21 protein-coding genes are annotated in these 22,948 nt (G+C 59.6%); 13 read left to right on the top strand and 8 right to left on the bottom strand.

Features of this window, described 5'->3' with window-relative positions; translation table 11 throughout:
• Positions 1-164: 164 nt before the first annotated feature.
• Positions 165-2,237 carry an elongation factor G gene (locus tag OQ273_RS13340; RefSeq protein ID WP_267990989.1) on the top strand — a complete coding sequence of 691 codons (2,073 nt, stop codon included), beginning with the start codon at positions 165-167 and terminating at the stop codon, positions 2,235-2,237.
• A 125-nt stretch (positions 2,238-2,362) separates the two neighbouring features.
• On the opposite strand, the gene OQ273_RS13335 is transcribed toward OQ273_RS13340, so the two are convergent.
• From OQ273_RS13335 to OQ273_RS13305, 7 genes are all read right to left on the bottom strand, one after another.
• Entirely contained in the window at positions 2,363-3,226 is an 864-nt protein-coding gene (locus OQ273_RS13335) for an aldose 1-epimerase (protein WP_267990988.1), read from the bottom strand.
• Between the two features lie 2 nt (positions 3,227-3,228).
• Positions 3,229-3,972 carry an SDR family oxidoreductase gene (locus tag OQ273_RS13330; RefSeq protein WP_267990987.1) on the bottom strand — a complete coding sequence of 248 codons (744 nt, stop codon included), beginning with the start codon at positions 3,970-3,972 and terminating at the stop codon, positions 3,229-3,231.
• A 12-nt stretch (positions 3,973-3,984) separates the two neighbouring features.
• Positions 3,985-4,716 (bottom strand): ATP-binding cassette domain-containing protein, encoded by a 732-nt coding sequence (locus OQ273_RS13325; RefSeq protein ID WP_267990986.1) that lies wholly within the window; start codon positions 4,714-4,716, stop codon positions 3,985-3,987.
• Between the two features lie 2 nt (positions 4,717-4,718).
• On the bottom strand, positions 4,719-5,696 hold the full coding sequence (locus OQ273_RS13320) for an ABC transporter permease (RefSeq protein WP_267990985.1): 978 nt from the start codon (positions 5,694-5,696) through the stop codon (positions 4,719-4,721).
• 73 nt (positions 5,697-5,769) lie between these two features.
• Positions 5,770-6,747 carry a sugar ABC transporter substrate-binding protein gene (locus tag OQ273_RS13315; protein WP_267990984.1) on the bottom strand — a complete coding sequence of 326 codons (978 nt, stop codon included), beginning with the start codon at positions 6,745-6,747 and terminating at the stop codon, positions 5,770-5,772.
• 29 nt (positions 6,748-6,776) lie between these two features.
• Positions 6,777-7,985 carry a mandelate racemase/muconate lactonizing enzyme family protein gene (locus OQ273_RS13310; RefSeq protein ID WP_267990983.1) on the bottom strand — a complete coding sequence of 403 codons (1,209 nt, stop codon included), beginning with the start codon at positions 7,983-7,985 and terminating at the stop codon, positions 6,777-6,779.
• Positions 7,986-7,993: 8 nt separating this feature from the next.
• Complete coding sequence (locus OQ273_RS13305) at positions 7,994-8,713, bottom strand: FadR/GntR family transcriptional regulator (protein ID WP_267990982.1); 720 nt, start codon at positions 8,711-8,713, stop codon at positions 7,994-7,996.
• Between the two features lie 93 nt (positions 8,714-8,806).
• Between OQ273_RS13305 and OQ273_RS13300 the strand changes: the two genes are divergently transcribed.
• From OQ273_RS13300 to OQ273_RS13250, 11 genes are all read left to right on the top strand, one after another.
• The gene (locus OQ273_RS13300; protein WP_425493379.1) at positions 8,807-9,712 is read left to right on the top strand and encodes an SMP-30/gluconolactonase/LRE family protein; all 906 of its coding nucleotides are present in this window, start codon (positions 8,807-8,809) and stop codon (positions 9,710-9,712) included.
• A gap of 137 nt (positions 9,713-9,849) precedes the next feature.
• Complete coding sequence (locus OQ273_RS13295) at positions 9,850-10,977, top strand: hypothetical protein (RefSeq protein WP_267990981.1); 1,128 nt, start codon at positions 9,850-9,852, stop codon at positions 10,975-10,977.
• Positions 10,978-11,104: 127 nt separating this feature from the next.
• Positions 11,105-13,090, top strand: a complete 1,986-nt coding sequence (gene asnB / locus OQ273_RS13290) for an asparagine synthase (glutamine-hydrolyzing) (protein WP_267990980.1) — start codon at positions 11,105-11,107, stop codon at positions 13,088-13,090.
• A gap of 2 nt (positions 13,091-13,092) precedes the next feature.
• Entirely contained in the window at positions 13,093-13,356 is a 264-nt protein-coding gene (locus tag OQ273_RS13285; RefSeq protein WP_267990979.1) for an acyl carrier protein, read from the top strand.
• 32 nt (positions 13,357-13,388) lie between these two features.
• Positions 13,389-14,936 (top strand): class I adenylate-forming enzyme family protein, encoded by a 1,548-nt coding sequence (locus tag OQ273_RS13280; protein ID WP_267993098.1) that lies wholly within the window; start codon positions 13,389-13,391, stop codon positions 14,934-14,936.
• A 17-nt stretch (positions 14,937-14,953) separates the two neighbouring features.
• Positions 14,954-15,979 (top strand): NAD(+) synthase, encoded by a 1,026-nt coding sequence (gene nadE / locus OQ273_RS13275; RefSeq protein WP_267990978.1) that lies wholly within the window; start codon positions 14,954-14,956, stop codon positions 15,977-15,979.
• Positions 15,976-17,040: a polysaccharide deacetylase family protein gene (locus tag OQ273_RS13270; protein WP_267990977.1), complete on the top strand. Its 1,065-nt coding sequence runs from the start codon at positions 15,976-15,978 to the stop codon at positions 17,038-17,040. The genes nadE and OQ273_RS13270 overlap by 4 nt, the downstream gene beginning before the upstream one ends.
• Before the next feature lie 77 nt (positions 17,041-17,117).
• Positions 17,118-18,401: an aconitase X catalytic domain-containing protein gene (locus OQ273_RS13265; RefSeq protein WP_267990976.1), complete on the top strand. Its 1,284-nt coding sequence runs from the start codon at positions 17,118-17,120 to the stop codon at positions 18,399-18,401.
• The gene (locus tag OQ273_RS13260; protein WP_267990975.1) at positions 18,401-18,838 is read left to right on the top strand and encodes an aconitase X swivel domain-containing protein; all 438 of its coding nucleotides are present in this window, start codon (positions 18,401-18,403) and stop codon (positions 18,836-18,838) included. The genes OQ273_RS13265 and OQ273_RS13260 overlap by 1 nt, the downstream gene beginning before the upstream one ends.
• A 301-nt stretch (positions 18,839-19,139) precedes the next feature.
• Positions 19,140-19,565 carry an antitoxin Xre-like helix-turn-helix domain-containing protein gene (locus OQ273_RS13255; protein WP_267990974.1) on the top strand — a complete coding sequence of 142 codons (426 nt, stop codon included), beginning with the start codon at positions 19,140-19,142 and terminating at the stop codon, positions 19,563-19,565.
• Positions 19,562-20,242, top strand: coding sequence for an RES family NAD+ phosphorylase (locus tag OQ273_RS13250; RefSeq protein WP_267990973.1), 681 nt, complete (start codon positions 19,562-19,564; stop codon positions 20,240-20,242). Before OQ273_RS13255 ends, OQ273_RS13250 begins: the two co-directional genes overlap by 4 nt.
• A 7-nt stretch (positions 20,243-20,249) precedes the next feature.
• Here OQ273_RS13250 and OQ273_RS13245 read toward each other — a convergent pair whose 3' ends face one another.
• Entirely contained in the window at positions 20,250-21,605 is a 1,356-nt protein-coding gene (locus OQ273_RS13245; protein WP_267990972.1) for a CoA transferase, read from the bottom strand.
• A gap of 77 nt (positions 21,606-21,682) precedes the next feature.
• Between OQ273_RS13245 and OQ273_RS13240 the strand changes: the two genes are divergently transcribed.
• Entirely contained in the window at positions 21,683-22,819 is a 1,137-nt protein-coding gene (locus OQ273_RS13240; RefSeq protein ID WP_267990971.1) for a citrate synthase, read from the top strand.
• Positions 22,820-22,948 lie beyond the last annotated feature (129 nt).

Raw genomic sequence — 22,948 nt, 5'->3', positions numbered from 1 at the left:
TGCCGTTTGTATGCCGGCCCTCCAGCTTGCAAATTGCCGCGTCGATTCTTGCCAAGACGCGGGCCGCGATTTTCGCTACCATGATGTCTGCATAGAGCCGATTGGCAAAAAGACATGCGCGAGGAGGCCGCCCAAGGTGAATTAGGCACGAAGGGAGGCAGCAGATGGACAACGACCAAGGAGGACATGCAGGCGGCAGAGAAACCGGGCCCCGGTGCATCGCGATCGTAGGGCCTTTCGGAAGCGGTAAGACGACGCTTCTGGAGGCGATGCTGGCGCGCACGGGGGCCATCGCAAGGCAGGGAAGCGTCGATCAGGGCAGTACGGTTGGTGACAGCTCGCCCGAGGCGCGGGCCCATGCCATGAGTGTCGAGGCCAATGTCGCTTCGACCGACTATCTGGGCGACCGTTACACATTCATCGATTGTCCGGGATCCGTGGAGTTTCTGAGCGAGGCAAACGGAGCGCTTGCCGGGGCGGATCTGGCGATTGTTGTCGCTGAAGCCGACGAGAAAAAGCTTCCGGCTCTGCAGATCATATTGAAGTCGCTTGAGGACCGCTCGGTCCCGCACTTTCTGTTCATCAACAAGATCGACAAGTTCCATGGCAGCTTGCGCACGCTCTTGAAGGCCGTTCAACCGGCCTCGGGCGTGCCGCTGGTTGTCCGCCAGATACCCATCTGGAAGTCAGGTATTGCGACGGGTTTCATCGATCTCGCCCTCGAACGCGCTTATGTCTACAAGGAGCACGCCACCAGCGAGGTCATCGACATCCCGGATGAGGAACAGGCGCGCGAGGTGGAAGCCCGCTTTGAAATGCTGGAACAGATCGCCGATTATGACGACGTGCTGATGGAACAATTGCTCGAGGATATCAATCCGGAGCAGGACCTGGTCTTCACCGATCTGGTCCATGAGCTTCAGTTGGGCGAAATCTGTCCGGTTTTCATCGGCTCGGCGCAAAATGCCAATGGCATCTGGCGGCTCTTGAAAGCCTTGAGGCACGAGGCGCCCGGCATCGCCAGCACACGCCGGCGCCTGGGTCTTGGTGCGGATGCGCAGAACGGGTCCCGGCTGCAGGTCCTCAAAACCTATTATACCGCCCATGGCGGCAAGCTCTCCGTGGCGCGTGTCCTGTCCGGCCGGATTGCCGAGGGCGATACGGTCACCAAACCGGACGGATCGCAGGCGCGGATCTCCGGCATGTCCGATCTTCTCGGCATGCATGCGACCAAACGCGGTTCGGCCGGACCCGGCGAAACCGTGGCGCTCGCCAAGCTTGAGGGGGTGCTGACCGGCGAAACGGTCACGGCCGACACCAAGCCGGCGGAAAACCTGATCGCGCTTGACGCGGCGGAGCCCGTGATCGCACTCAAGGTTGCGCCGAGAGAGCGCAAGGACGAAGTCAAACTTTCGACGGCGTTGCAGAGGGCGGCTGAGGAAGACCCGTCGCTGCGTGTCGCGCATAGTCAGGACACCGGCGAGACGCTGCTGGAAGGACAGGGCGAAATGCATCTGCGCGTCGTGCTGGAGCGGCTTGAAGGAAAGTATGGCATATCGGCGGAGGCTGGCGCGCCGACCTTGCCCTACAAGGAGACGATCCGGCAGCAGACCAGTGTGCGGGGCCGCCATAAAAAACAGAGCGGTGGCCATGGGCAGTTCGGCGATGTTGTTGTCGAGATCAAGCCGCTATCGCGCGGCGAAGGCTTCGTCTTCACCGACACGATCACCGGCGGCGTGGTGCCCAAGCAATATATACCGTCGGTGCGTGAGGGCATTCGCGACTATCTGCGCGAAGGCCCTTTGGGATTTCCCGTGGTCGATGTCGCGGTCAACCTGTCTGACGGGTCCTTCCATTCGGTGGATTCGTCCGATCAGGCCTTCCGGACCGCCGGTCAGATTGCCATGCGCGAGGGAATGCCGGCCTGCAAGCCGGTTCTCCTGGAGCCCATGTGCCGGGTGGAAATCTTCTGCCCGAACGATACGACGGCAAGGATCAACGCCATCGTCTCCGGCCGGCGCGGACAGTTGCTTGGCTTTGACGCCCGTCCCGGCTGGGACGGCTGGGATGTCGTCAATGCCATCATGCCCGAGGCCGAGATGCAGGACCTCATTATCGAACTGCGCTCGGCGACTGCCGGCGTGGCGACCTTCAGCAAGGCCTTCGATCATCTGGCGGAAGTCACCGGCAAGCAGGCGGACATGGTGCTGCGCAAGCATGGCAACCAGGCGGCCTAGCCGGACCGGAACAAAGAGCAGGTTGGCGATTTGATGCCAGCCTGCATGAATCATCGCTTCAGGACATTAAGGGGCCGCGCCCACTGCTGCCCGTAAGGGCTTGAAGGGAATCGGCAATTCATGATTCAGCTCCATGACAACTCCATCGAGGCCCGGAGGCTCTCACCAGGAGTAAGGCTCTTCAATCCGGGGTTTCCCGGAAGGTTGAAGGCGTCGACCGGGTGTGAAACCGGTTCAAAGCAGAAGAAGCCGGATTGCCCATCCGGAGAAAAAACAATCGCTGTGCCAAGGTTCTGCGACGCGCGTATGGTCAGCGACACCGCGTCCTGCCCCTGATCGATACGGGCTTTTCCGTCCCAGCCGGTGAAACCGTTATTGATCCAGCTTGCGGGCAGGAGGCGTGGTTGCGAGAAATCCCAGTCCGGGTTGTCATCGATATCGAGATGCCTGTCGGGAAGGTACCGCGCATCCTCCAGCCAGACGCCGGCAGCGGCAAATGAAAGGCGCGTTGCGTCGCTGCGCGGAAACCAGGGATGAAAACCGCACCCGAAGGGCAAGGTCTCATCAGCTTTGTTCGTGACCTCAAGGTCAACCGCAAGGCCGGATGGCGAAAGCCTGAATGTCTGGGCAGCCGCATAGCGGTACGGACCGATATTGCCGTTGGACAGTTCCATCTTGAGAGCATCCGCCCCGGTGGATCTGACGGTCCACGGCTTTTGAAAGCCGTCACCATGGATGGGAAAGGCTTCGCCCGTGAGGTTCGGCTCTACCACATGAAAGTTGCCATTCCAGTTGAATCCGCCGCCCGATATGCGGTTGGAGAAGGGCACAAGGATGTTGGACGCCAGCGAGAACGGGTTGGTTTCATCGCTTGCCCAGGACCGCAGAACCGGCCGCTCCCGGTAATCAAGGCGGGCTATGCCGCCCCCCATATCAGGCGAAACCACCAGCCGTGCGGCTCCGGCAACGATCTCGATAGTGTCCTGCATGACTACCAGCCGCCATCGATGGCGAAATTCTGGCCGGTGATCATGTCGGAGGCGGGCGAAACGAGGAAATGCACGAGATCGGCAACATCCTCGGGTTGGATGCGTGTCTTCAGGCACTGCCGGTCGAGAACCCAGTCATTATATTCCTGCAGCCGGTCGCCGAAGACCCGCTCCTCGGCTTCCGACACGATCGCGCCGGGCGCGACGGCGTTGACATTGATGCCATGCGGCCCCAGTTCGCGGGCGAGCGATTTGGTCAGCCCGAGCATCGCGCCCTTTGAGGTAACGTAGGGGACATATCCATCCCATTGACCGGTCAGCGTGACCGAGGTGAAATTGACGATCTTGCCGTATTTGCGCTCTTTCATAGCCGGAGTACAGGCGCGCGTCAGGGCAAAGGCGGCCGAGGAATTGACCCGGATCTGATCCTCATATTCCTGCAGCGTGAAGTCCTCATGCGGCTTGTTGATGATCAGGGCCGCATTGTTGATCAGGATATCGACGCCGCCGGCGTCTTCGGCCAACTGCGCTACGGATTGTTCCGCGCCGGTCAGGTCGTTGAGATCAAAGCCGGAAAAACTTACGCCGTCACCCAGGGAAGCGGCGCGGGAGGCGCCGTTTTCGGAGTCCGGTCGGTCAAGCACGATCACTTTCGCGCCTTCGGCAGACAGTTTGCTGGCCTGCGCCCGCCCGAGCGTACCCAGCCCGCCGGTCAGAAGAACCGTTTTGTTCTCAAGATTGCCCATGGTTTTCTCCGTTCAAAGCACGTCCAGGACTTCGTCCATCGTGGTCTCTTCGGTTCGCTTGTCGAGCACCACTTCACCGCGCGCCATTGCAACGATGCGATCGCAGCAGTCGAAGACGTGATGGATATTGTGGCTGATAAAGATCCCGGTGATGTTGAGGGTCTTCAAACCGCTGACAAAGCTGATCACCTTTCCGGTTTCCTTGACCGCCAGATGGTTTGTCGGCTCGTCGAGGATCATTACCCGCGACTTGAAATGCATGGCCCTGGCAATGGCGACACCCTGCCTTTGCCCGCCCGACAACTCGCCTACAAGCGCATCGGGGGAGCGCAGATGCAGGTCGACATCGGCGATGGCCCGCACGCTTTCATCGGCCATTTTCTTCCGGTCCATAACACCGAGGCCGAAAAGCGAGAATTTCAGCGGCTCGCGGCCGATGAAAAGATTGCGGGCGATGCTCATGGTCGGGACCATGGAGTTGTACTGGTAAATCGTTTCGATCCCCAGATTCATTGCATCGCGCGGTGTCCTTATCTGGACCGGCTTGCCATCCATGGAAATTTCGCCGTCGGTTGCGGTCTGCGCGCCCGACAGGATGTTGATCAGGGTCGATTTGCCGGCGCCGTTGTCGCCGACCAGACCGACGGCCTCATTGGCCGCAAAGTCCAGCGACACGCCCTTGAGGGCGTGAACGCCTGAGTACCATTTATGGAGATCGCGGACCGAAATGACGGGAGTGGCCATATTCACGCCTCCACCTTGATCGACTTGGCGCGCTTGCGCAGCCAGGAGTTCACGACGACGGCAAAGATCGTCAGGAAGCCGATGGCGAATTTGAACCAGTTGGCATCCACCTGGCTGAGGACCAGGCCGTTGTCGATCACCCGGATCAAAACCGCGCCGATTACACCGCCGGCTACGGCCCCGATGCCGCCTGTGAGGGCGGTTCCGCCGATGACGGCTGCGGCGACGGCCTGCAGTTCCCAGCCTTCGCCGATGGACGGCAGCGGCGAGCCGAGGCGCAGCACCTGGATCATGCCGGCAAAGCCCGCCAGCATCGAACACAGCATGAAACAGGCGATTTTGACGCGCGCGGTGGGTATGCCCATCGATTTTGCGGCCGGCAGAAAGCCGCCCGTCGCGCGCACCCAGTTGCCGAAATTCGTCCGGCTCATTGTGAGCGACGCCAGAATTGCGATACCCACGAACCAGAGGAAGGACATGCGGAAAAGGTCGCCGGGGCCGACAAACACGGTAAAGAGCCAGTTCGGCAGATCGTTGGGAAGCAGTGGCGGGAAGCCGCCGGAAATCACGATGGTCAGCGAGCGGGCGATAAATAGCATGCCGAGCGTCGTGATAAAGCTTGGAATGTTAAAGCGGATGGTCAGGTAACCGTTGACGAAGCCGATTGCCGCGCACGCAAGCATTCCGGCTAAAAACGCCAGGATGAAAGGCGTGCCGTCGACCAGCAACACCGCCATCACCATGGGCATCAAGGCAAAGACCGAGCCGACGGAGAGATCGAATTCGCCGCAGATCATCAGGATCGTCACGCCGATAACCATCAGGCCGATTTCCGGCAGGATGCCAAAGATGCCACGCAGATTGTTGGCGCTCAAAAAGACGCCATCCGAGCGGATCTGAAATAGAATGATGAGAACGACGAGCAGAACGAGTGCCGCAAGCTCAGGTTTCTCCAGGGATATTTTGAGCAGACGTTTCAACTCGGTTTTCCTCCCGATGGAAAAAGGGGGCGGCTGACGTCGCCCCCGATTTTCGTAAGGTTTAAAGCCACCGCTACCTTAGACCTTTTGCCGAAAGTTCCATGATGCTGTCGGCCTGCTCGGGCCGCACAATGCCCTGGCCGGTATCGATATCAGCCGGCGTCAGACCAACTTTGTCGGCGAGGTAGACGGCCATAACGGGCATGAAGCCCTGCATGTATGGCTGCTGGTCGACCTGTACCTGGACGTAGCCCGCCTGCATCTGCTGGACGACTTCCGGAACGAGGTCAAAGCCACCGAGCAGGACTTCGCCGGGCTTGACGCCCCGATCCTTGAGGACACGCGCAACAGCCGCATGCCAGAAGCCGGTGTCGAAATAGGCCGTCGTATCCGGATTGGCATTCAGATAGGCGCCAACGCGGTCTGCCGTCACGGCAAGGTCGGTGCCGCTATCGATACGCTCCCAGGAAATCTCCCGGTTCGGATTGGCTTTCTTGTAGTCCTCAAGAAAGTCCATCACGCCGCCACCGCGCGCTTCGGACCAGTTTTGGCCGGGAGCCGAGATGCCGACCAGAACCTTGATCGGTCCTTCCGCAGGGAAGTGTTCCGACATGGCTTTGCCGAGCGAGTAACCGGCCGGCCGGAAGCCCTGACCGACAAAGGCTGCGCGGGCATTGCCTGCTGCGCCTTCGCTGTCGTCGACATTGACGCCGATAACGGTAACGCCATCATCGACGGCCTTCTGGATGACACCATCCAGCGCACGGTCATCGACGATGGATGTCAACAGCGCGTCGGGATTGGCGGCAAGGGCAGCTTGCATATTCGCAACCTGCTGCTCAATCGAGCCTTCGGTCTGCGTGAAGATCATCTGGCAGTTGGCGTCGATCTTCTCGCAGGCATCGTCAAAACCTTTCTTGACGGCCTGCCAGAAGGTATTCGAGGCGGATGAGTGATGGGTAAAGACAATGTTCAGCCCGTCGGCATGAACAGGTGCGGCCGTGCTCAGCAGCAGGGCCGCAACCGCGGCATATTTGGTCAGTTTGGTCATTTGGGTTTCCTCCTTTTGAATTTTGTTTGTCAGATGCTTTGCGCATCTGAACTGCGTCTGCTCGTTGTAAAGATGCGGTCGAGGTCGGGGTTGAGTTCCATACCGAGACCCGGCCCCGGCGGAACAGTAATCCTGCCTTTTTCGATGGGTGGCAGGGCCGTAACGAGATCGCGGTACCAGGTGCGGTGAAATGCCCGCACACTCTCTTGCACGACGGCGTTGGGCGCGTTCAGCGACAGATGCGTTGAGGCGCACAGCACCACCGGGCCGGTGCAGTCATGGGGTGCGATCGGCAGATGCCAGGTTTCCGCCATGGAAGCGATTTTTCGCGCCTCGGACAGGCCGCCGCACCAGCTTATGTCGAGGTTGAAAATACCGGCCGCTCCGGTTTCGATGAGATCGCGGAATGCCCAGCGTGAGCCGAGTGTTTCGGATGCGGCGATGGGCGCGGGCGAGGCGGCCTCATAGCGCTTCAGGCTGGACAGGCTGTCCATCTTGATCGGGTCTTCGTGCCAGAATGTGCCGAAGGGCTCCAGCGCACGGGCAATCTCGATGGCCGGAAGCAACTGCCACATCAGATGGAACTCGACCATGATATCCATGCGGTCGCCGACGGCCTTGCGGATTTTCTCAAATGGTTCAAGACCGGCTTTCAGGTCCGCCGAAGAAATGTACTGCCCTTGCGTCTTTTCCGCCGCCAGATCGAAGGGCCAGATTTTCATGGCGGTGATATCTTCATCGAGCAACGACTGGGCGAGTTCGTCCGCCGAGTTCATGAAGGCGTTAAGGTCGTCATATTGACCCGCAGGGTCTGCCTCAAGCGCGTAGTTGCTGGTGTTCTGGCCGCCGGTGGACTTGATATAATCGGTTCCGGCGCATGTGTTGTAGGTGCGGATGTCGCGCCGCGTGAAACCGCCGAGCATTTGCGCGATCGGCTGTCCGGCCGACTTGCCGAAAATATCCCACAGCGCGATGTCAAAGGCTGAATTGCCGCGCGCCTCCACTCCGGTCGAACGATAACCGAGATAGCCGACGAGATCGGCCGAAAGGCGATCGATTTCCATTGGGTCGCGTCCGATTACAATAGGCGCCACCGTTTCGTGGATATAGGCCTCGACCGCCTGGGCGCCGAAGAAGGTCTCACCGAGGCCGGTCAGCCCCTCATCCGTGTGAACCTCGATCCAAAGGAGGTTGGGCCGTTCAGCGATGCGGATTGTTTCAAGGCGCGTGATCTTCATGTCCCGCCTCAATTCAATCCCGCGTCAAGGAGAACCTTGACGCTGTCTTCGAAATGCGCGCTCATGAGTTCGCTCGCCCGCACGGGATCGCCGGCAGCAATCGAATCGGCAATATCGTTGTGGACCTGGATCATCCGTTCACGCTGACCCTTGCCGGTCCGGTTGCGCCAGCCAACGGGCCAGCTTTGCCGGGAAACACCCTGGAACGCGCCGACGATCATCGCGAAGATGGGATTGCGTGAGGCTTTGGCGATGGCCAGATGGAAGGCAAGGTCGTGGTCCATGACCTGTTCGGCATCATCGCTGTACTCTGCCATTTGCCGTGCATGCCCGATGATCGTCTTTGCCTCGGCGTCCGTCCGGCGCAGGGCCGCAAGTGTCACCGTGCGCATTTCGATCGTCCGGCGCACGTCGTAAATCTGCTGAACGCTGATCTGCTCGGTGAGGACACCATGCTCAATCATCAGCGACATCGCGCCGTGATCGAGATGGGCAACGGTCGCCCGCTTGCCGGCGGAAAGATTGATCAGCCGCATGGCGGCCAGCGAGCGGAAGGCTTCACGCACCACTGTCCGTGAGACGCTGAGTTCCCGTACAAGTGTCGATTCACTGGGGAGTTTATCGCCGGGTCCCAGCTCATGGGCGCGGATATGCCGGGTGATCTCACCGATCGTTTCACTGACCAGGCTGGGGTTGGACGTGTCTTCTCTCTTAAGGTTTGTCGACATTATGATCCGTAGTTATCAGCATAAAAGACAAAACCTGTATGACAGGTTTACATAAAATGATTGCTAGGATAAATTTTACGCAGAGTCAAATCGATGCGAAAGGAGAGGGCGGTGGTTGTGGAACTGGTAGTGCCGGCGCAGGACATCGTCGGCGAGAGCATCGTCTGGGACGATCGCGACGGCCGGCTGCTTTGGGTGGATATCGTTGGCAAGACAATCCATGCGCTCGATCCGGAAACCGGCAAGACACAGGACTGGCAAGCACCGGATTTTGTCACCTCGATCGGTTTGCGAGCGGATGGCGGCGCCGTCGTCGGTCTGACCAAATCCATCTGCCTGTGGGACCATGACGACCGGTTCGAGCCGTTGGTGCAGATCGAACCCGATATGCCGGGAAACCGCTTGAACGAGGGTGTTGTCGGTCCGGACGGCGCGTTCTGGGTCGGCACGATGCAAAACAACATTGCCCCCGACGGCGCGCCGATGGACCTGACGGCCGATACCGGGCGTCTCTATCGTTGCACATCGGACGGGCAGGTGGTCGCCTTGAGCAACGACCGGATGGGCATAACCAACACGCTGATCTGGACCGCGGACAACAGGCTCGTGACTGCTGACACGATTGCCAATGAGATCTATAGCTACCGGATAGACCGCACCGGACTGTTGTCCCACCGGAAGACGATTCTTGCAGGCTTTGAGCGTGGCTTGCCGGACGGATCGTGCATGGACGCGGAAGGCTTTATCTGGAATTGCAGGGTTGTCGGTGGCGCCTGCCTGCTCAGATTCGATCCTGACGGAAACATAGACAGGGTTGTTGATCTGCCCTGTTCATGGCCGACAAGCTGTACATTCGGCGGCGACAATCTGGATACACTTTACGTGACATCGGCACGCTTTACGATGGAGGCGGAGCACCTTGCTGAAAACCCTCAGGAAGGGGGCTTGTTTGCTTTACAGCCCGGGGTTCGGGGTGTCCCTAGCCACCGCTTCAGGTAGCGCGCCCGTTCATTCTGTGAACCGCTCCTCGGCGCGCCTGATCGGCGTTTAACACCAATTTAAGGCCGGTGCGGCATTATGTAGCCTGGTCTTGGCGCCGGATTGCAGCGCCGCTTTGAGGGGATGGATTGACCGCTATGAGCACGCCCGAAGGACAACCCGGGCCGGATGCGGGTGTCCGCCCGTTTGACCCAGCCGATATTCCGGCCGTCGCGGCCATGTTCCAGAAGATCATGCTGGGTTCGAAGAAGCCTGCGCCTGCCACGCTGGAGCGGTGTCTTCAGGAAACGTTTCTGGATCATCCGCGTTTTGATCCGGAACTGCCGTCGCGGGTCTATATCGATGCAGCCGGCACAATCGGCGGCTTTATCGGCGTTTTGCCGTCACCGATGACCTTTCGCGGTGAACCGCTGCGTGCCGCCATTGCCGGCTCCCTGATGGTCGAAAATCCTGCGCAAAACCCGCTTGCGGGCGCGCGGCTTCTGCGTTCGGTCCGCTCCGGTCCGCAGGATATTACGATCAGCGAGACCGCCAACGATGTGTCCATGGGCATGTGGGAGCGCATGGGAGACAGCGCGGTCGCCCAGTACAGCCTTCAATGGGTTCGGGTTTTCCGGCCTGCCGCTTTTGCGACGGCCATGGCTTCGGACCGGATCGCCGCCGCGCGCCTGCTGGGGCCGGTCGCGGCGGTCGCCGATCTGTCGGTAAAGCATTTGACCGGCAGGTCGTCGGAAGCCGGGGATGTAAAGCCTCTGCGCAGCAAGAGGGCGCAAGCCGGCCGCGGCGAGCTTGCCAGCTTGATCAAGGAACTGGCGCAGAATTATGCATTGCGTCCCGAATGGGATGATGAGGCGCTCGCATGGATGCTCTCGCAGGCGCAGGAGAAGTCGCGCTATGGAGACATGCGGAGCCATATTGTGCTCTCGCCGAGCGGTAAGGTGCTTGGTTGTTACGTCTATTACCTGCGTTCAGGCGGTATCGCATGGGTCCTTCAGGTGCTGGCCCATCCGAAAGCCCATGCGGCTGTTGTCGAAAGCCTGCTGGAAGACGCGCGTGCGGGCGGCGCTGCCGCCATCCGGGGGCGGGTTCAGCCAGAAACGATTGCCCCATTGATGCGGCGTAAGGCGTTTTTTGTCTGTAATGCATCGATGGTTGTCCATACCAGGCGATCTGAGCTGTTGGACACCGTCAATGCGGGCGATGCGCTGATTACCGGCCTTGCCGCTGAATCCTGGATTCGCCTGATCGGTAACCGCTTCACATAAATGCTGCGATCCGGATGAACAGATTGGCAACCTTTTTGTGCCATTATTTTTTACTGGTTTTGCCGTCGTGCCGTTCGTTTGTTCGATCGGCGGGTTGTATTGCGTTGTGCAGAGTTTGGAGGCGTATATGTGTGGCATAGCCGGGTATTTCGGTACCCCGGATGCGCCTGTACCCACCGAGGCGCTGCTCAATGACATGATTTCGGCGGTCGCGCACCGCGGCCCGGACGAATGTGCGGTTGTTGCAAGGCCCGGTTTCGGGTTCGCCCATGCGCGGCTGAGTATCATCGATATTTCCGGCGGCAGCCAGCCCATGTCAAACCCGGACGGCACGGTCTGGCTGATCTTCAACGGCGAGATATTCAATCATATTGAATTGCGGCAGGAGCTTGAAGAGCGTGGCCGCCGCTTCCGCACCAAATCGGATACGGAAGTCATCCTGCACCTTTATGACGAAAAGGGGCTTGACTGCGTTGAAGACCTGAACGGCGATTTCAGCTTTGCGATCTGGGATAGCCGTCGCAATCGTCTCATGCTCGCCCGTGACCGGATGGGTGTGCGACCGCTTTTTTACACCGAACACAATGGCTGTCTCTTCTTTGCCTCCGAGGTCAAATCGCTGCTGACGGTGCCCGGTATTCAGGCCGAGCTTGATCCCTATGCCCTCGATGAGATTTTCACACTGTGGTTTCCGCTTTCGCCACGCACGGCCTTCAAGAATGTGTTGGAACTGCCGCCCGGCCATGTGTTGACCGCAACACCTTCCGGGCAGTTGGTCAGACCGTATTGGCAGCTCAATTTCCCGGATGCCGAGGGCGACGGGCCGTTCAATGGCCGCACCGAGGCCGATATGGCCGAGGAGTTGCGGGCGCTGCTCTTTGATGCGTCGAAAATCCGCCTGCGCTCCGATGTGCCGGTCGGCGCATACCTGAGCGGCGGTCTCGATTCCTCGATCATCACGGCAGCGGTCAAGCAGATCACGCCCGACACGCTGCGTACCTTTTCCGTCACCTTCGAAAGCGATGAGTTCGACGAGCGTGACGAGCAACAGGAAATGGTGCGCGCGCTTGGAACGCAACACGAAGAGCTGACAAGCAGCCTTGCCGATATCGGCCGGGATTTTCCTGCCGTTATCGCCCATACCGAAACCCCGTTGCTGCGCACCGGGCCCGCGCCGCTCTTTGCCCTATCGGGGCTGGTCAACCGGGCAGGTTTCAAGGTGGTGCTGACCGGCGAGGGGGCTGACGAAGTCTTTGCCGGTTATGACATATTCAAGGAGGCCAAGCTGCGCCGTTTCTGCGCCGCGCAGCCGGACTCGCGTTTCCGTACGCTGCTTTACCGCCGGCTTTACCCCTACCTGCCGAAATTGCAGAACCAGTCGCAATCCTCGCTGGCGGCCTTTTTCAGCGCTGGAGGGGCGAGCCTTGACGATCCGCTCTATTCGCACCTTCCGCGCTTTCGCACGACGGCCGGAACCAAGCTCTTTTTGTCACGCGATATCCGGGAGCGGATAGGCGATTATGATGCGCTGGCGGCACTGCGCGACAGCCTGCCTGCCGACTTTACGCGCTGGCATCCGCTTTCCCAGGCACAATATCTTGAATCGTCCTACCTGCTGCCGGGCTACATCCTGTCATCGCAGGGAGACCGGATGTCGATGGCGCATTCGGTCGAGGGGCGCTATCCGTTCCTCGATCACCGGCTGGTCGAATTTGCGGCCAACATTCCGCCGAAGATGAAGATCCGTGCACTGCGTGAGAAACATATACTGCGCGAGGCGGTGCAGGACCTTCTGCCAAAATCCATCGCGGACCGGCCGAAACAGCCCTATCGGGCACCGGAAAGCCAGTCCTTCGCCGGCCCGTGTGCGCCGGCCTATGTGGACGAGCAATTGGGTCCGGAGGCGATTGAGAAAAACGGTTATTTCGATGCCGGCGCGGTTGGCAAGTTGCTTGCCAAATGCCGCAAGCGTCCAAGTGTCGGCACGCGCGACAACATGGCCCTGGTGGGCATCGTCTCAACACAGCTTTGGCACAAAGAGTTTGTCGACGGCGGTCAATCGGAGGTCAAACACGGCCTGCCTCATGCCGTTGCACAGCAACAGGAGCATTAACCATGCAAAGCGATGTCACATCCGCAATTCGCGAATTTGTCGTAGATAACTTCCTGTTTCGGGAAGATATGGACAGCGTATCGGATACAGATTCATTACTGGAAAACGGCCTTATGGACTCCACCGGAGTTCTGGAACTGGTCGCTTTTCTGGAAACGGATATCGGCATTGATATCCAGGATGATGAAATCGTACCGGACAATTTTGATTCCATCTCCAAAATTTCCCGATATGCAAACGCCAAACTGGCGAAAAACGGCGGATAACATAATCCGCAAAACGGAATGAAAACGCGATGATGCGTGTTGAGCAATATCTAAGATCGAGTGCCGAGCGCTACGGGCAAAAAGAGGCTCTTGTAGCCGGACCCGTGCGGCTGACCTATGGCGAGATCGATCGTGCCTCGGACCGGCTTGCCGCGGAAATGCTGCATGCCGGGGTGGAGCGGCACGACCGCGTCCTCGTTTTCATGGACAATTGCTGGGAAGCTGTTGTCTCGGTCTTTGCCGTGTTGAAGGCAGGTGCGGTTCTCTCGCCGATCAACCCGTCCACCAAGGCCGACAAGCTGGCCTATATCCTGAACAATTCCGGCGCGACGGCCATCATCACGCAAGGCCGGCTCATCCGCGTTGTGGACGAGGCGGCCAATCAGGCCCCTGCACTGGCCGTCAGGATCGCCGCCGGCTTTGAGGAGGCCTCTCCGGAAGGCTATTTCGGTTTTGAAGACATCCTGGCGGACGACTCTGGCATCGAACTGCCCTTTGCAGGCATCGAAACCGATCTCGCAATGCTGGTCTACACATCCGGATCGACCGGCTTTCCGAAGGGTGTGATGATGACCCATCAAAACGTCGATGCGGCTGCCCGCGCGATCACGACCTATCTGGAAAACACCAGCGACGACATTATCCTCAATGTCTTGCCGATCTCGTTTGATTACGGTCTCTATCAATTGCTGATGGCCTTCAGGACCGGTGCGACGCTGATACTGGAAAAATCATTCGCCTTCCCGCAGGTAATCCTCAACCGGTTGAACGAGGAAAAGGTGACCGGTTTTCCGATCGTGCCGACCATGGCAGCGCTGATCCTGCGGATGAAAAGCCTGAAGCCGGGCATGTTCCCGCATCTGCGCTACATCTCAAGCACGGGTGCCGCGCTCGCGCCAGCCGTGATTGAACAGCTTCGCACGCTATTTCCCGATGTGCGGATCTATTCCATGTACGGCCTGACCGAATGCAAGCGATGCACCTGGCTGCCGCCCGAGGAACTCGACCAGCGGACCGGCTCGGTCGGCATTGCCATTCCCGGAACCGAGGCTTTTATCGTCGATGATGACGGTGCGATGCTTCCCGCCGGAAAGGTGGGTGAACTGGTCATTCGCGGCCCGCATGTCATGAAGGGCTACTGGCAGGATCCGGAAGCCACGGCCAAGGCTCTGCGCCCCGGACGCTTTGAGTGGGAAAAGGTGCTGCATACCGGTGACCTCTTTCATGCGGACGAGGACGGTTTTCTCTATTTCGTCTCCCGCAAGGACGACATCATCAAGACGCGTGGCGAGAAGGTCAGTCCCAAGGAAGTGGAAAACGTTCTCTACGCCATGACAGAAATCAGCGAAGCGGCGGTGCTTGGCGTGTCCGATACGGTGCTTGGAAGTGCGCTGAAGGCGATTGTGGTGGCCGCGCCTGGAGCCAACCCGTCCGAAAAGGATGTCATTCGCCACTGTTCGCGGCATCTGGAGGACTTCATGGTGCCTAAGCAGGTTGAGTTCAGGGACGCGTTGCCGAAGACGGAGTCGGGCAAGATCAGCCGCCGGCTTCTTCAGCAAACGCTCGAGGCAGGGGAATAGAAATGGGGACGTCCAGCATGGAAACGCTGAAAGTGGAGAGCGGTGAGCAATGTGCGGGCGCTGAACTCTCCGCGGCGAGCCTCGAACTGGACGCGGCCGCCGAAACCGACCGCATTGCGGAAGCCATTCGTGAGCAGGTTCTGCGCCGGTTACGCCGGCGCGGCGCCGTTGTCGGCCTTTCGGGAGGGATCGACAGTTCGGTGACGGCCGCCCTTTGCGTCAGAGCGCTCGGCTCCAAAAAGGTTGTCGCCATTCTGATGCCGGAAAAGGATTCCGACGACGAAAGCCTGACGCTTGGCCGCCTCGTTGCCGAAGAACTCGGCATTGAGAGTGTCGTTGAGGACATCGAACCGAGCCTGACGGCCGCCGGCTGTTATCGCCGCCGCGATGAGTTCATCCGTCGTCTCGTGCCCGAATTCGGTCCCGGCTGGGGTTGCAAGATCGTGCTGGCGAATGCCCTGGAAAGCAAAGGCATCAACCTGTCCTCATTGGTGGTCCAGTCGCCGGACGGTGAGCAGCAGAAGCTGCGTATGCCCCTAGATGTCTATCAGGGCGTGGTCGCCGCCGCGAATATGAAGCAACGGACCCGCAAGCAGCTTGAATATTACCATGCCGACCGGCTGAATTATGCGGTCGCCGGAACGCCGAACCTCTTGGAGCTTGATCAGGGCTTTTTTGTCAAGAACGGCGATGGCGCGGCGGATTTCAAGCCGATCGCCCATCTTTATAAAAGTCAGGTCTATCAGCTTGCCGAATATCTCGCGATCCCGGAGACAATCCGCGAGCGCCCGCCAACGACGGACACCTGGTCGCTTCCGCAATCGCAGGAAGAGTTCTATTTCGCATTGCCTTACGCCAAGATGGACCTGTGCCTCTTCGGTCTGAACAACGGCGTTGCAAAGGAAGAGGTCGCGGCAGCGGTCGGCCTGTCTGCCGATCAGGTCGAGCAGGTCTGGCGCGATATCGCCGCCAAGCGGCGCGTCGCCGATTATCTGCACAAGCCGCCGTTGATGGTTCAAACCATGCCTGGGAGCGAGCAATGATCGACGGCAAGGAAAAATTGAGAAAGCTGGTCTTCAAAGGCCTCAGCCTCAGTCGCCTGCCGCAGCTCTTCAAACCCTTCCTCGGCGGACGTGGAGCCATTTTGATGCTCCATAGGGTGACAAGCGAACCCGGCACAAAATTCGGTTTTAACGACAATCTCGCCGTCGATCCGGAATTCCTCGACCGGTTGATCGCCGACATGAAGGCGGACGGCTTCGAATTCGTCTCCATCGATGAAGGCATCGAGCGGATGAACTATGAAGCCGACAGCGATCGATTTGCCGTTATCACGCTGGATGACGGATTTAAGGACAACCTGCTGGAGGCGCTTCCGGTCTTCGAAAAACACCAGACACCATTCGTCATCTACATTGCACCTGGTCTGACCGGCGGCGCCGTAGAGCCCTGGTGGGAGTTGGTCGAGGCCTCGGTCGCCGCGTGCACCGGCCACAAGTTGGAGATGACAACGCCGGACGGGGTCGTCTCTTTCGACTGTTCGTCTGACGACGCCAGGGTGCAGGCATTTACCGAGATCTGCACGCTGTTGTCTGAGGAAATCGCCGAACAGGATCAGGTTGCTGCCGTGCGCAGCCTCGCAGAGAGCGCCGGTTTCGACTATGAGCGCTTTCGCCGCGATCTGCTGATGGATTGGGATGACATCCGCACCATCGCAGCCAATCCGCTGTGCACGATCGGAGCCCACACCGTTCACCACTACAATCTGAAGCGTCTTTCCGAGGACGAGGCTCGCTGGGAAATGACCCAATCGGCGGACCTGCTGGAAGAAATATTGGGCGAACGGCCCCGGCATCTGGCCTACCCCTATGGCTTCAGGAGTGCCGCCGGCAAGCGCGAAGCGAAGCTTGCCAAGGAAGCCGGCTTCCTTTCCGCGCTGACAACCCGGCACGGCGTGATTCATGATCAGCATGTGAGCCACATGCATGCTCTGCCGCGGATTTCGGTCAATGGCCGCTTCCAGAACCTTGATTATCTGAAGACCATGCTCTCCGGCGTTACGACGCTGATGACCAATAGGTGCCGTAAAGTCGTCACTGTCTGACCGGACCCGTCTTTGTGCCATTTGGAATTTTCCGGCTTTTCGCTAGTCTGTGCTTCGGTGAAGACCGGAGGGAGCCGATGGGCTTGAGTCTTGACGACAGTGACAGGGCGTTTCTTGCCGGTGAAAACGGTGAGATCGGACGCTTTGCCATGCAGGTTGTCGTCAAGGCTGCCGAAATCCTCGGTGCACCTCATCTCATCGATGCAGCCTTTGCCCATGTGGACGCATGCCACTATTACGGGACCGCGCATCTGGATTTTGTGCGCCGTTTCGCCGAAGCCGGGGCCTGTTTCCAGATCCCTGTCTGGACCAACACGATCCCCGTCAGCCTTCGAAAAACCGACAGTCGCGCACACGCCGATCCGCGTTTCAACGATGAGGCAAGCCGCGTTGCCGAACTCTACCGCGATCTTGGTTGCAGACCGGTTTGGACTTGTGCACCCTACCAGATACCCGGCGGACCCGGCCTTGGTGATCAGATCATAGGTTCTGAATCCAACGCGGTGGCCTATTACAACTCTGTCGTCGGCGCGCGCACAAATAAATATGGCGATTTTCTCGATGTCTGCGCCGCCTATGTGGGCCGGGTGCCATTTGCGGGTCTGCACACGAACGAGGGCAGGCGCGGTCAGGTTGCTTTCGATATCTCGGCCTTGCCGGACGAGCTGCGCCGCACAGAGATGTTCTGCCATGTGCTCGGATATCTGCTCGGAATGCGCGCCGGATCCCGCGTTCCGGTGATTTTGGGACTGCCGCCCGAAACGACCGGGGACAGTCTCAAGGCGATCAGCGCCGCCGGTGCGGCCTCGGGCGGAGTGAGCATGTTTCATGCTGTGGGTGTCACGCCGGAAGCCGCCGATTTCGATCTGGCGTTTGACGGAGGAAAGCCGGAAGAGATCATATCCGTGACGACGGATATGGTGCGCGAGGCGCGGCAGTCGCTGTCAAGCGCCGGCAATGGACCCTTGAACATGGTGGCCGTCGGTACCCCGCACTTTTCGATCACGGAATTCGAGCGGTTGGCGAAACTGATCGATGGGCACCGTGTTCACCCGGATGTGACGTTCTATGTGTCCACGAGCCGTTTTGTTGAGGAGGCCGCTTCAAAGAAGGGGTTTTTGGAACCGCTTGCCGCGGCCGGGGTGGAAATTCTGGTGGATACCTGCACCTATTTTTCGCCTGCCGTGAAGGCCTGTCAGGGTCGTGTTATGACCAATTCGGCCAAATGGGCCTATTATGCGCCCGGCATGCTTCCCGTTGAGGTGGCGTTTGGCAGTCTGGCGGACTGCGTCCGCTCCGCCGTAGCGGGGCAGGTTGTACGGGCGGGGCAATCGGTGGCCGACATGTTTTGGGACGGGTAATGGGCGAGGCGGACATAACAACACGCAGGATCGAGGCGCGCGTGCTCCATGCGGGCAAGGCGCAGGGCGAAGTGCTTGTCCTGAGCGAGCCGTTGAGCTTTTGGGGCGGCTTCGATCCCGTCACCGGCAAGATACTCGACAAACATCACCCGGAGGCCGGAGTGTCCGTAACCGGAAAGATCGTCGTCATGCCCGCAAGCAGGGGCTCGGCCGGAACGCCGGCGGGCGTTGCTGAAAGCATCCGCCTCAACACCGGCCCCGGCGCGATCATTCTATACCGCCGTGATGTGAATATTGCAGTCGGCGCTATCGTTGCCTGTGAACTTTACGGTCATTGCATGCCGGTGCTGGTCGTTTCCGATGAAAATTACGGGCGATTCATCTCAGGACAGCCCGCACAAATTGATGCCGACGGGGCAATCAGTTTGAGCGAATAGGGCCGCCAGACGCCGCGGTCGTTTTGACGGGCATTCAAAACACCCATTGATTCATTTTGTGAACGATGTTGTGTCCTGATTGTGGATGACACAATAACTGTATGAAAATGAAAGAAAATTCATGGTCTTTTGAGATGAAATGAAAGGCCCGGCATCCGATGACGCAATGCCGGTCACAATCCTGACACGCACGATTTGTTGCATACGCAAAACCGGCTTCCGTTGGTTGCAAGGCATACGCCTTACACTTGAAATTTGCCATTAGGCAATGTATATTAAGCCATATGGCAAGGAATGGATGATGGCACTTCAACCCGTACAGCAGGAATTTGCAGGTCCCGGAGCGGGCCTGTCGGCCTATGATGACGACCGGGTCGCGAGTGTTGCGGCCAAGGCCTATAGCCGCATCGCCGGAGCTTGGAAGCTTAACAACAAAAGAGCCGCCGAATTGATCGCCGTCAGTCCGCGCACCTGGGCACGGATGAAGACGGGGGAGTGGACCGGAAAGCTCAACCGCGACCAACTTCTGCGCGTCAGTGCGATCAGCGGTCTTTACAAGGCCCTTCATCTCTATTTCGGCGATACGCTGGCGGACCGCTGGATCGGGTTGCGCAACACCGGTCCGCTCTTTGCCGGTCAGGCGCCGGTCGAGGCAATGATCGATGGCGGACTTCCGGCCATCATGGAAACACGCAACTATGTGGACGCCCTGCGGGGCGGCGCGTGACGCCGCCGCTGACGACGATCTGCCAGCAGGCGACCGTCCGCCTTGTTCCCACAGCCTACTACAAGCCGCCGGTGCTCGCCCCTCTGGTCGATGACGACGAGGAACTGGCGATCCTTGCCGAGATCGAGGGATTGACCAATCGCAGGCTGCGCGCACAGAGCACCGGCCTGCCGGGGCTCGACCCGCGCGAACTGGCGTTCAATGTCTGGGGCCAGTCCTACATCAATGCGGCCTTTGCCTATACAAGAAGCAGCGGCAACCGTTTCAACGATGCGAGCCGTGGAGCCTGGTATTGCGCCTTCGAGGATCTGACAGCGATTGAAGAGGTCGCTTTTCACAAGACCCGTGAACTTATCGCCATCAATGTCTTTGAGGAAGAAACGGTCTATCAGAGCCTGCTTGCCGGCTTTGTCGGCGACTTTCATGACCTGCGCGGATCGGGCGGCACGCCTGCCTGCCTTGGCGAAGAGCCGGAAACCGCCTATCCCGAGGGGCAGGCATTTGCCGAAGGTTTACGCAAGACCGGCTCGCGCGGCATTATCTATCCGTCCGTCAGGCGGGCGGGCGGAACCTGTCTCGTCGCTTTTCATCCTCATCTTGTGCAGAATGTGCGCCCCGGCGCTCGCTGGAAGTTGATCTGGGATGGCTCACCACTATACACCGCCGTGGCAGACTAAGGCTGGCTCAACGCCAACCAGGCTTTGTCGATCGCAACGCCCCGGCCGGATACTCCCAGTCATGATCGATGCCTTCTATGGTGAGCGGGAAGCGTATGCGTTTCGCGTCGCCCCAATGTGTGGCCTCGGTTCGCGGATCGATATCATCGCGCGTTTCGGGTTCAATCGAGCCGCTGATGGCCGGTCTCCTTGTCCGGCTCAGCAGATGCGCAACGCGCGCCAGTGACAGCCGGGCTGAACAGATCTCTCCTGATCTCGCCCGTGTGTCGAGCGCCTGAAGCACCGCGGCGGCCAGAAGATAGCCGGTCGCATGATCGAGCGCCTGGACCGGGAGCGGTATCGGCCTGTCGGCGCCACTGACAGTCATTCCATGATGGGCAATGCCGCAGCTCATTTGCACAAGACTGTCAAAGCCGCGCCGCGCCGACCAGGGGCCGGACCATCCATAGGCGCTGAGGCTCACATCGATAAGCGCCGGATTGATCCGCGTTAGCGTCCGTGAGTCATATCCGAGATTTGGGAGTGCGCCGGGCCTGTATCCGTGCAGCAGCACGTCTGCCTCGCCGAGCAGCCCCTCAAAAACCATCCGGCACGCGCGCGATTTCAGATCGAGCTCCGCGCACCGCTTGCCGAGGGTGACTTCGGGCACAACACCGGGCTCATCCCACTCTGGCGGATCGATCCGAAGCACGTCCGCACCATAGGCGGCAAGGAAGCGGCTTGCGACCGGCCCAGCAAGGACGCGTGTCAGATCAAGGATACGTAACCCGTCAAGCGGTCGCGCTGCAGGAATGGGCTGCCGGTTTGTTCTTTCACCATTTCGGCTTTGCCAGATAATCAGAGGCTCGTCTGCGATCGCCTTGCCCTGCGGATGCGCGCCCCAGTCTTCAAGGCTTCGCATTTCGGCAGCGCATCCACCGGCTTCAATGACTGCCGCTTCAAGATCGCCGGCGGTCCAGCTTTGGACAGCCCGTCCGACAGCTTCGCGGTCACTGCCTGTGCCGAGGATGTGCAGAGCCGCATTCCGGTGATGCGGCGCGTTCGTGTGCAGACGGATCCAACCGTCCTTTGCCCTGTAGTCGCCGGCAATCGGGTCCCACGGTGAGGGTATGGTCCAGCCCTGCGGTCTCAGGGTCATATCGAACCAGAAAGAGGCGAGGCGGCGGTCGACGGTAACCGCCGGCGCTGCAGTATCGCCCGCCGCGAACTGCGCCAGTTTCAGACCGGCCATTCCGACTGTGGCAACGGACAGATCGCTGACGGCGAAGCAGGACGGAAGCTCGCCTTCTGCGCTGGTTGTGATGTCCTGCAAATCCGTTTGAGGAAACGCGGCGCGGATTTCTTTGAGCAAGGGCAGGGTCATGAAAAACCTCTTCATTTGGGTGGAGCCAAATACAGGCCTCAATTGACACCGGGTCAATCTTGATCAAGATAATCAATATGAAAAATCTGTCTGATAGCGACTATTGCACGGTGACCGCACGGCAAGCCTGTGACCGGCTCGCTATCGCGCCCGACACGCTCTATGCCTATGTCAGCCGGGGGCTTGTGCGCACCATTGCCCACCCGGCGGACGCCCGCCGCAGCCTCTATGACAGGCGCGATATCGAGACGCTGTTGTTGCGCAAGGGGCGGGGGCGGTCGCGCCGCGCGGTGGCTGAATCCACAATCAACTGGGGCGAACCCGTTCTGACCTCGAGGATCACCCGCATCGCCGATGGCCGGTTTTTTTACAAGGGCCAAGACGCGATCGAACTGTCCCGTACACAAACGCTCGAAGAGGTCCTGTTTCTCCTTGCCGGCGTGCGGTGCAGGCCGGAGCCAGACACGCAGCCTCATCCTGAATATCTGCCCGAGCAGCCTTTCGAGCGTATCCTGCACATGATGGCGTCTGAAACCATTTCGGGCGGGGCAGGGGACGGACGGCCCCGAGCCGGCATTGTGATGCGCAAGACTGCAATGGCGGCGGCCGGTGCGGAAACACCAAACAACGTTGCGATCCATGAGCTGCTGGCCTTGGCCTGGTCGCAGGAAAAGGGCGTTGCCGATATTGTCAGGCGAGCACTGGTTCTATGCGCCGACCATGAACTCAATGCCTCGGCCTATGCCGCGCGTGTTGCCGCCTCGGCCGGTGCAAGCATTCCGGCGTCTCTTCTGGCCGGCCTTGCGACCCTGTCGGGCACAAGGCATGGCGGGCTGACTTTGCGCTGCCACGCCTGGATGGACCGCGTGGAAAAAGGCGGGGCCGGGTCTGCATCGGTTTTGATGCCGGAAGGAGAACCGCCGCCAGGCTTCGCGCATCCGCTTTATCCCGATGGCGATCCGCGCGCGGTAGAAATTCTGACCCACCTGCCGGTTTCACAGGAATGGCAAGGCCGGGTTGAGCGCATCGCAGAGGAACTGGGGGTTCACCCCAGTCTCGATTTTGCCCTGGCAATGCTCGAACGCCTGCTGCGGTTACCGGAGGGCGTCGCGCTGGCGATCTTCGCTGTCGGACGGACCGCGGGCTGGCTCGCGCATATTTTTGAGCAGCGCCGCAGCGGCCGGCTGATACGGCCGCGTGCGGCCCATGGCTAGCATCGGTTGCGGCCGGCTGCTTTACATAACTTTACGCAGAAGAAAAACAGGCGAAACGCAGGCCGCCTAATCTGCTTCCCGTGAACAATTTCAAGGATGTTCCGGCCCTTTCTCGGCCGCTTTCACGGG

It is taken from the genome of Hoeflea prorocentri, assembly GCF_027944115.1.
Lineage (GTDB): Bacteria > Pseudomonadota > Alphaproteobacteria > Rhizobiales > Rhizobiaceae > Hoeflea_A > Hoeflea_A prorocentri.
The sequence above is the reverse complement of the archived record's forward strand: the minus strand, read 5'-3'. Positions and strand labels throughout refer to the sequence as shown.

Coding starts and splice junctions, on each gene's coding strand:
- OQ273_RS13285 (WP_267990979.1), top strand. CDS start 13,093: ATGCAAAGCGATGTCACATCCGCAATTCGCGAATTTGTCGTAGATAAC.
- OQ273_RS13340 (WP_267990989.1), top strand. CDS start 165: ATGGACAACGACCAAGGAGGACATGCAGGCGGCAGAGAAACCGGGCCC.
- OQ273_RS13300 (WP_425493379.1), top strand. CDS start 8,807: ATGCGAAAGGAGAGGGCGGTGGTTGTGGAACTGGTAGTGCCGGCGCAG.
- OQ273_RS13245 (WP_267990972.1), bottom strand. CDS start 21,605: ATGACCCTGCCCTTGCTCAAAGAAATCCGCGCCGCGTTTCCTCAAACG.
- OQ273_RS13265 (WP_267990976.1), top strand. CDS start 17,118: ATGGGCTTGAGTCTTGACGACAGTGACAGGGCGTTTCTTGCCGGTGAA.
- asnB (WP_267990980.1), top strand. CDS start 11,105: ATGTGTGGCATAGCCGGGTATTTCGGTACCCCGGATGCGCCTGTACCC.
- OQ273_RS13255 (WP_267990974.1), top strand. CDS start 19,140: ATGGCACTTCAACCCGTACAGCAGGAATTTGCAGGTCCCGGAGCGGGC.
- OQ273_RS13325 (WP_267990986.1), bottom strand. CDS start 4,716: ATGGCCACTCCCGTCATTTCGGTCCGCGATCTCCATAAATGGTACTCA.
- OQ273_RS13330 (WP_267990987.1), bottom strand. CDS start 3,972: ATGGGCAATCTTGAGAACAAAACGGTTCTTCTGACCGGCGGGCTGGGT.
- OQ273_RS13270 (WP_267990977.1), top strand. CDS start 15,976: ATGATCGACGGCAAGGAAAAATTGAGAAAGCTGGTCTTCAAAGGCCTC.
- nadE (WP_267990978.1), top strand. CDS start 14,954: ATGGAAACGCTGAAAGTGGAGAGCGGTGAGCAATGTGCGGGCGCTGAA.
- OQ273_RS13280 (WP_267993098.1), top strand. CDS start 13,389: ATGCGTGTTGAGCAATATCTAAGATCGAGTGCCGAGCGCTACGGGCAA.
- OQ273_RS13240 (WP_267990971.1), top strand. CDS start 21,683: ATGAAAAATCTGTCTGATAGCGACTATTGCACGGTGACCGCACGGCAA.
- OQ273_RS13315 (WP_267990984.1), bottom strand. CDS start 6,747: ATGACCAAACTGACCAAATATGCCGCGGTTGCGGCCCTGCTGCTGAGC.
- OQ273_RS13335 (WP_267990988.1), bottom strand. CDS start 3,226: ATGCAGGACACTATCGAGATCGTTGCCGGAGCCGCACGGCTGGTGGTT.
- OQ273_RS13310 (WP_267990983.1), bottom strand. CDS start 7,985: ATGAAGATCACGCGCCTTGAAACAATCCGCATCGCTGAACGGCCCAAC.
- OQ273_RS13295 (WP_267990981.1), top strand. CDS start 9,850: ATGAGCACGCCCGAAGGACAACCCGGGCCGGATGCGGGTGTCCGCCCG.
- OQ273_RS13305 (WP_267990982.1), bottom strand. CDS start 8,713: ATGTCGACAAACCTTAAGAGAGAAGACACGTCCAACCCCAGCCTGGTC.
- OQ273_RS13260 (WP_267990975.1), top strand. CDS start 18,401: ATGGGCGAGGCGGACATAACAACACGCAGGATCGAGGCGCGCGTGCTC.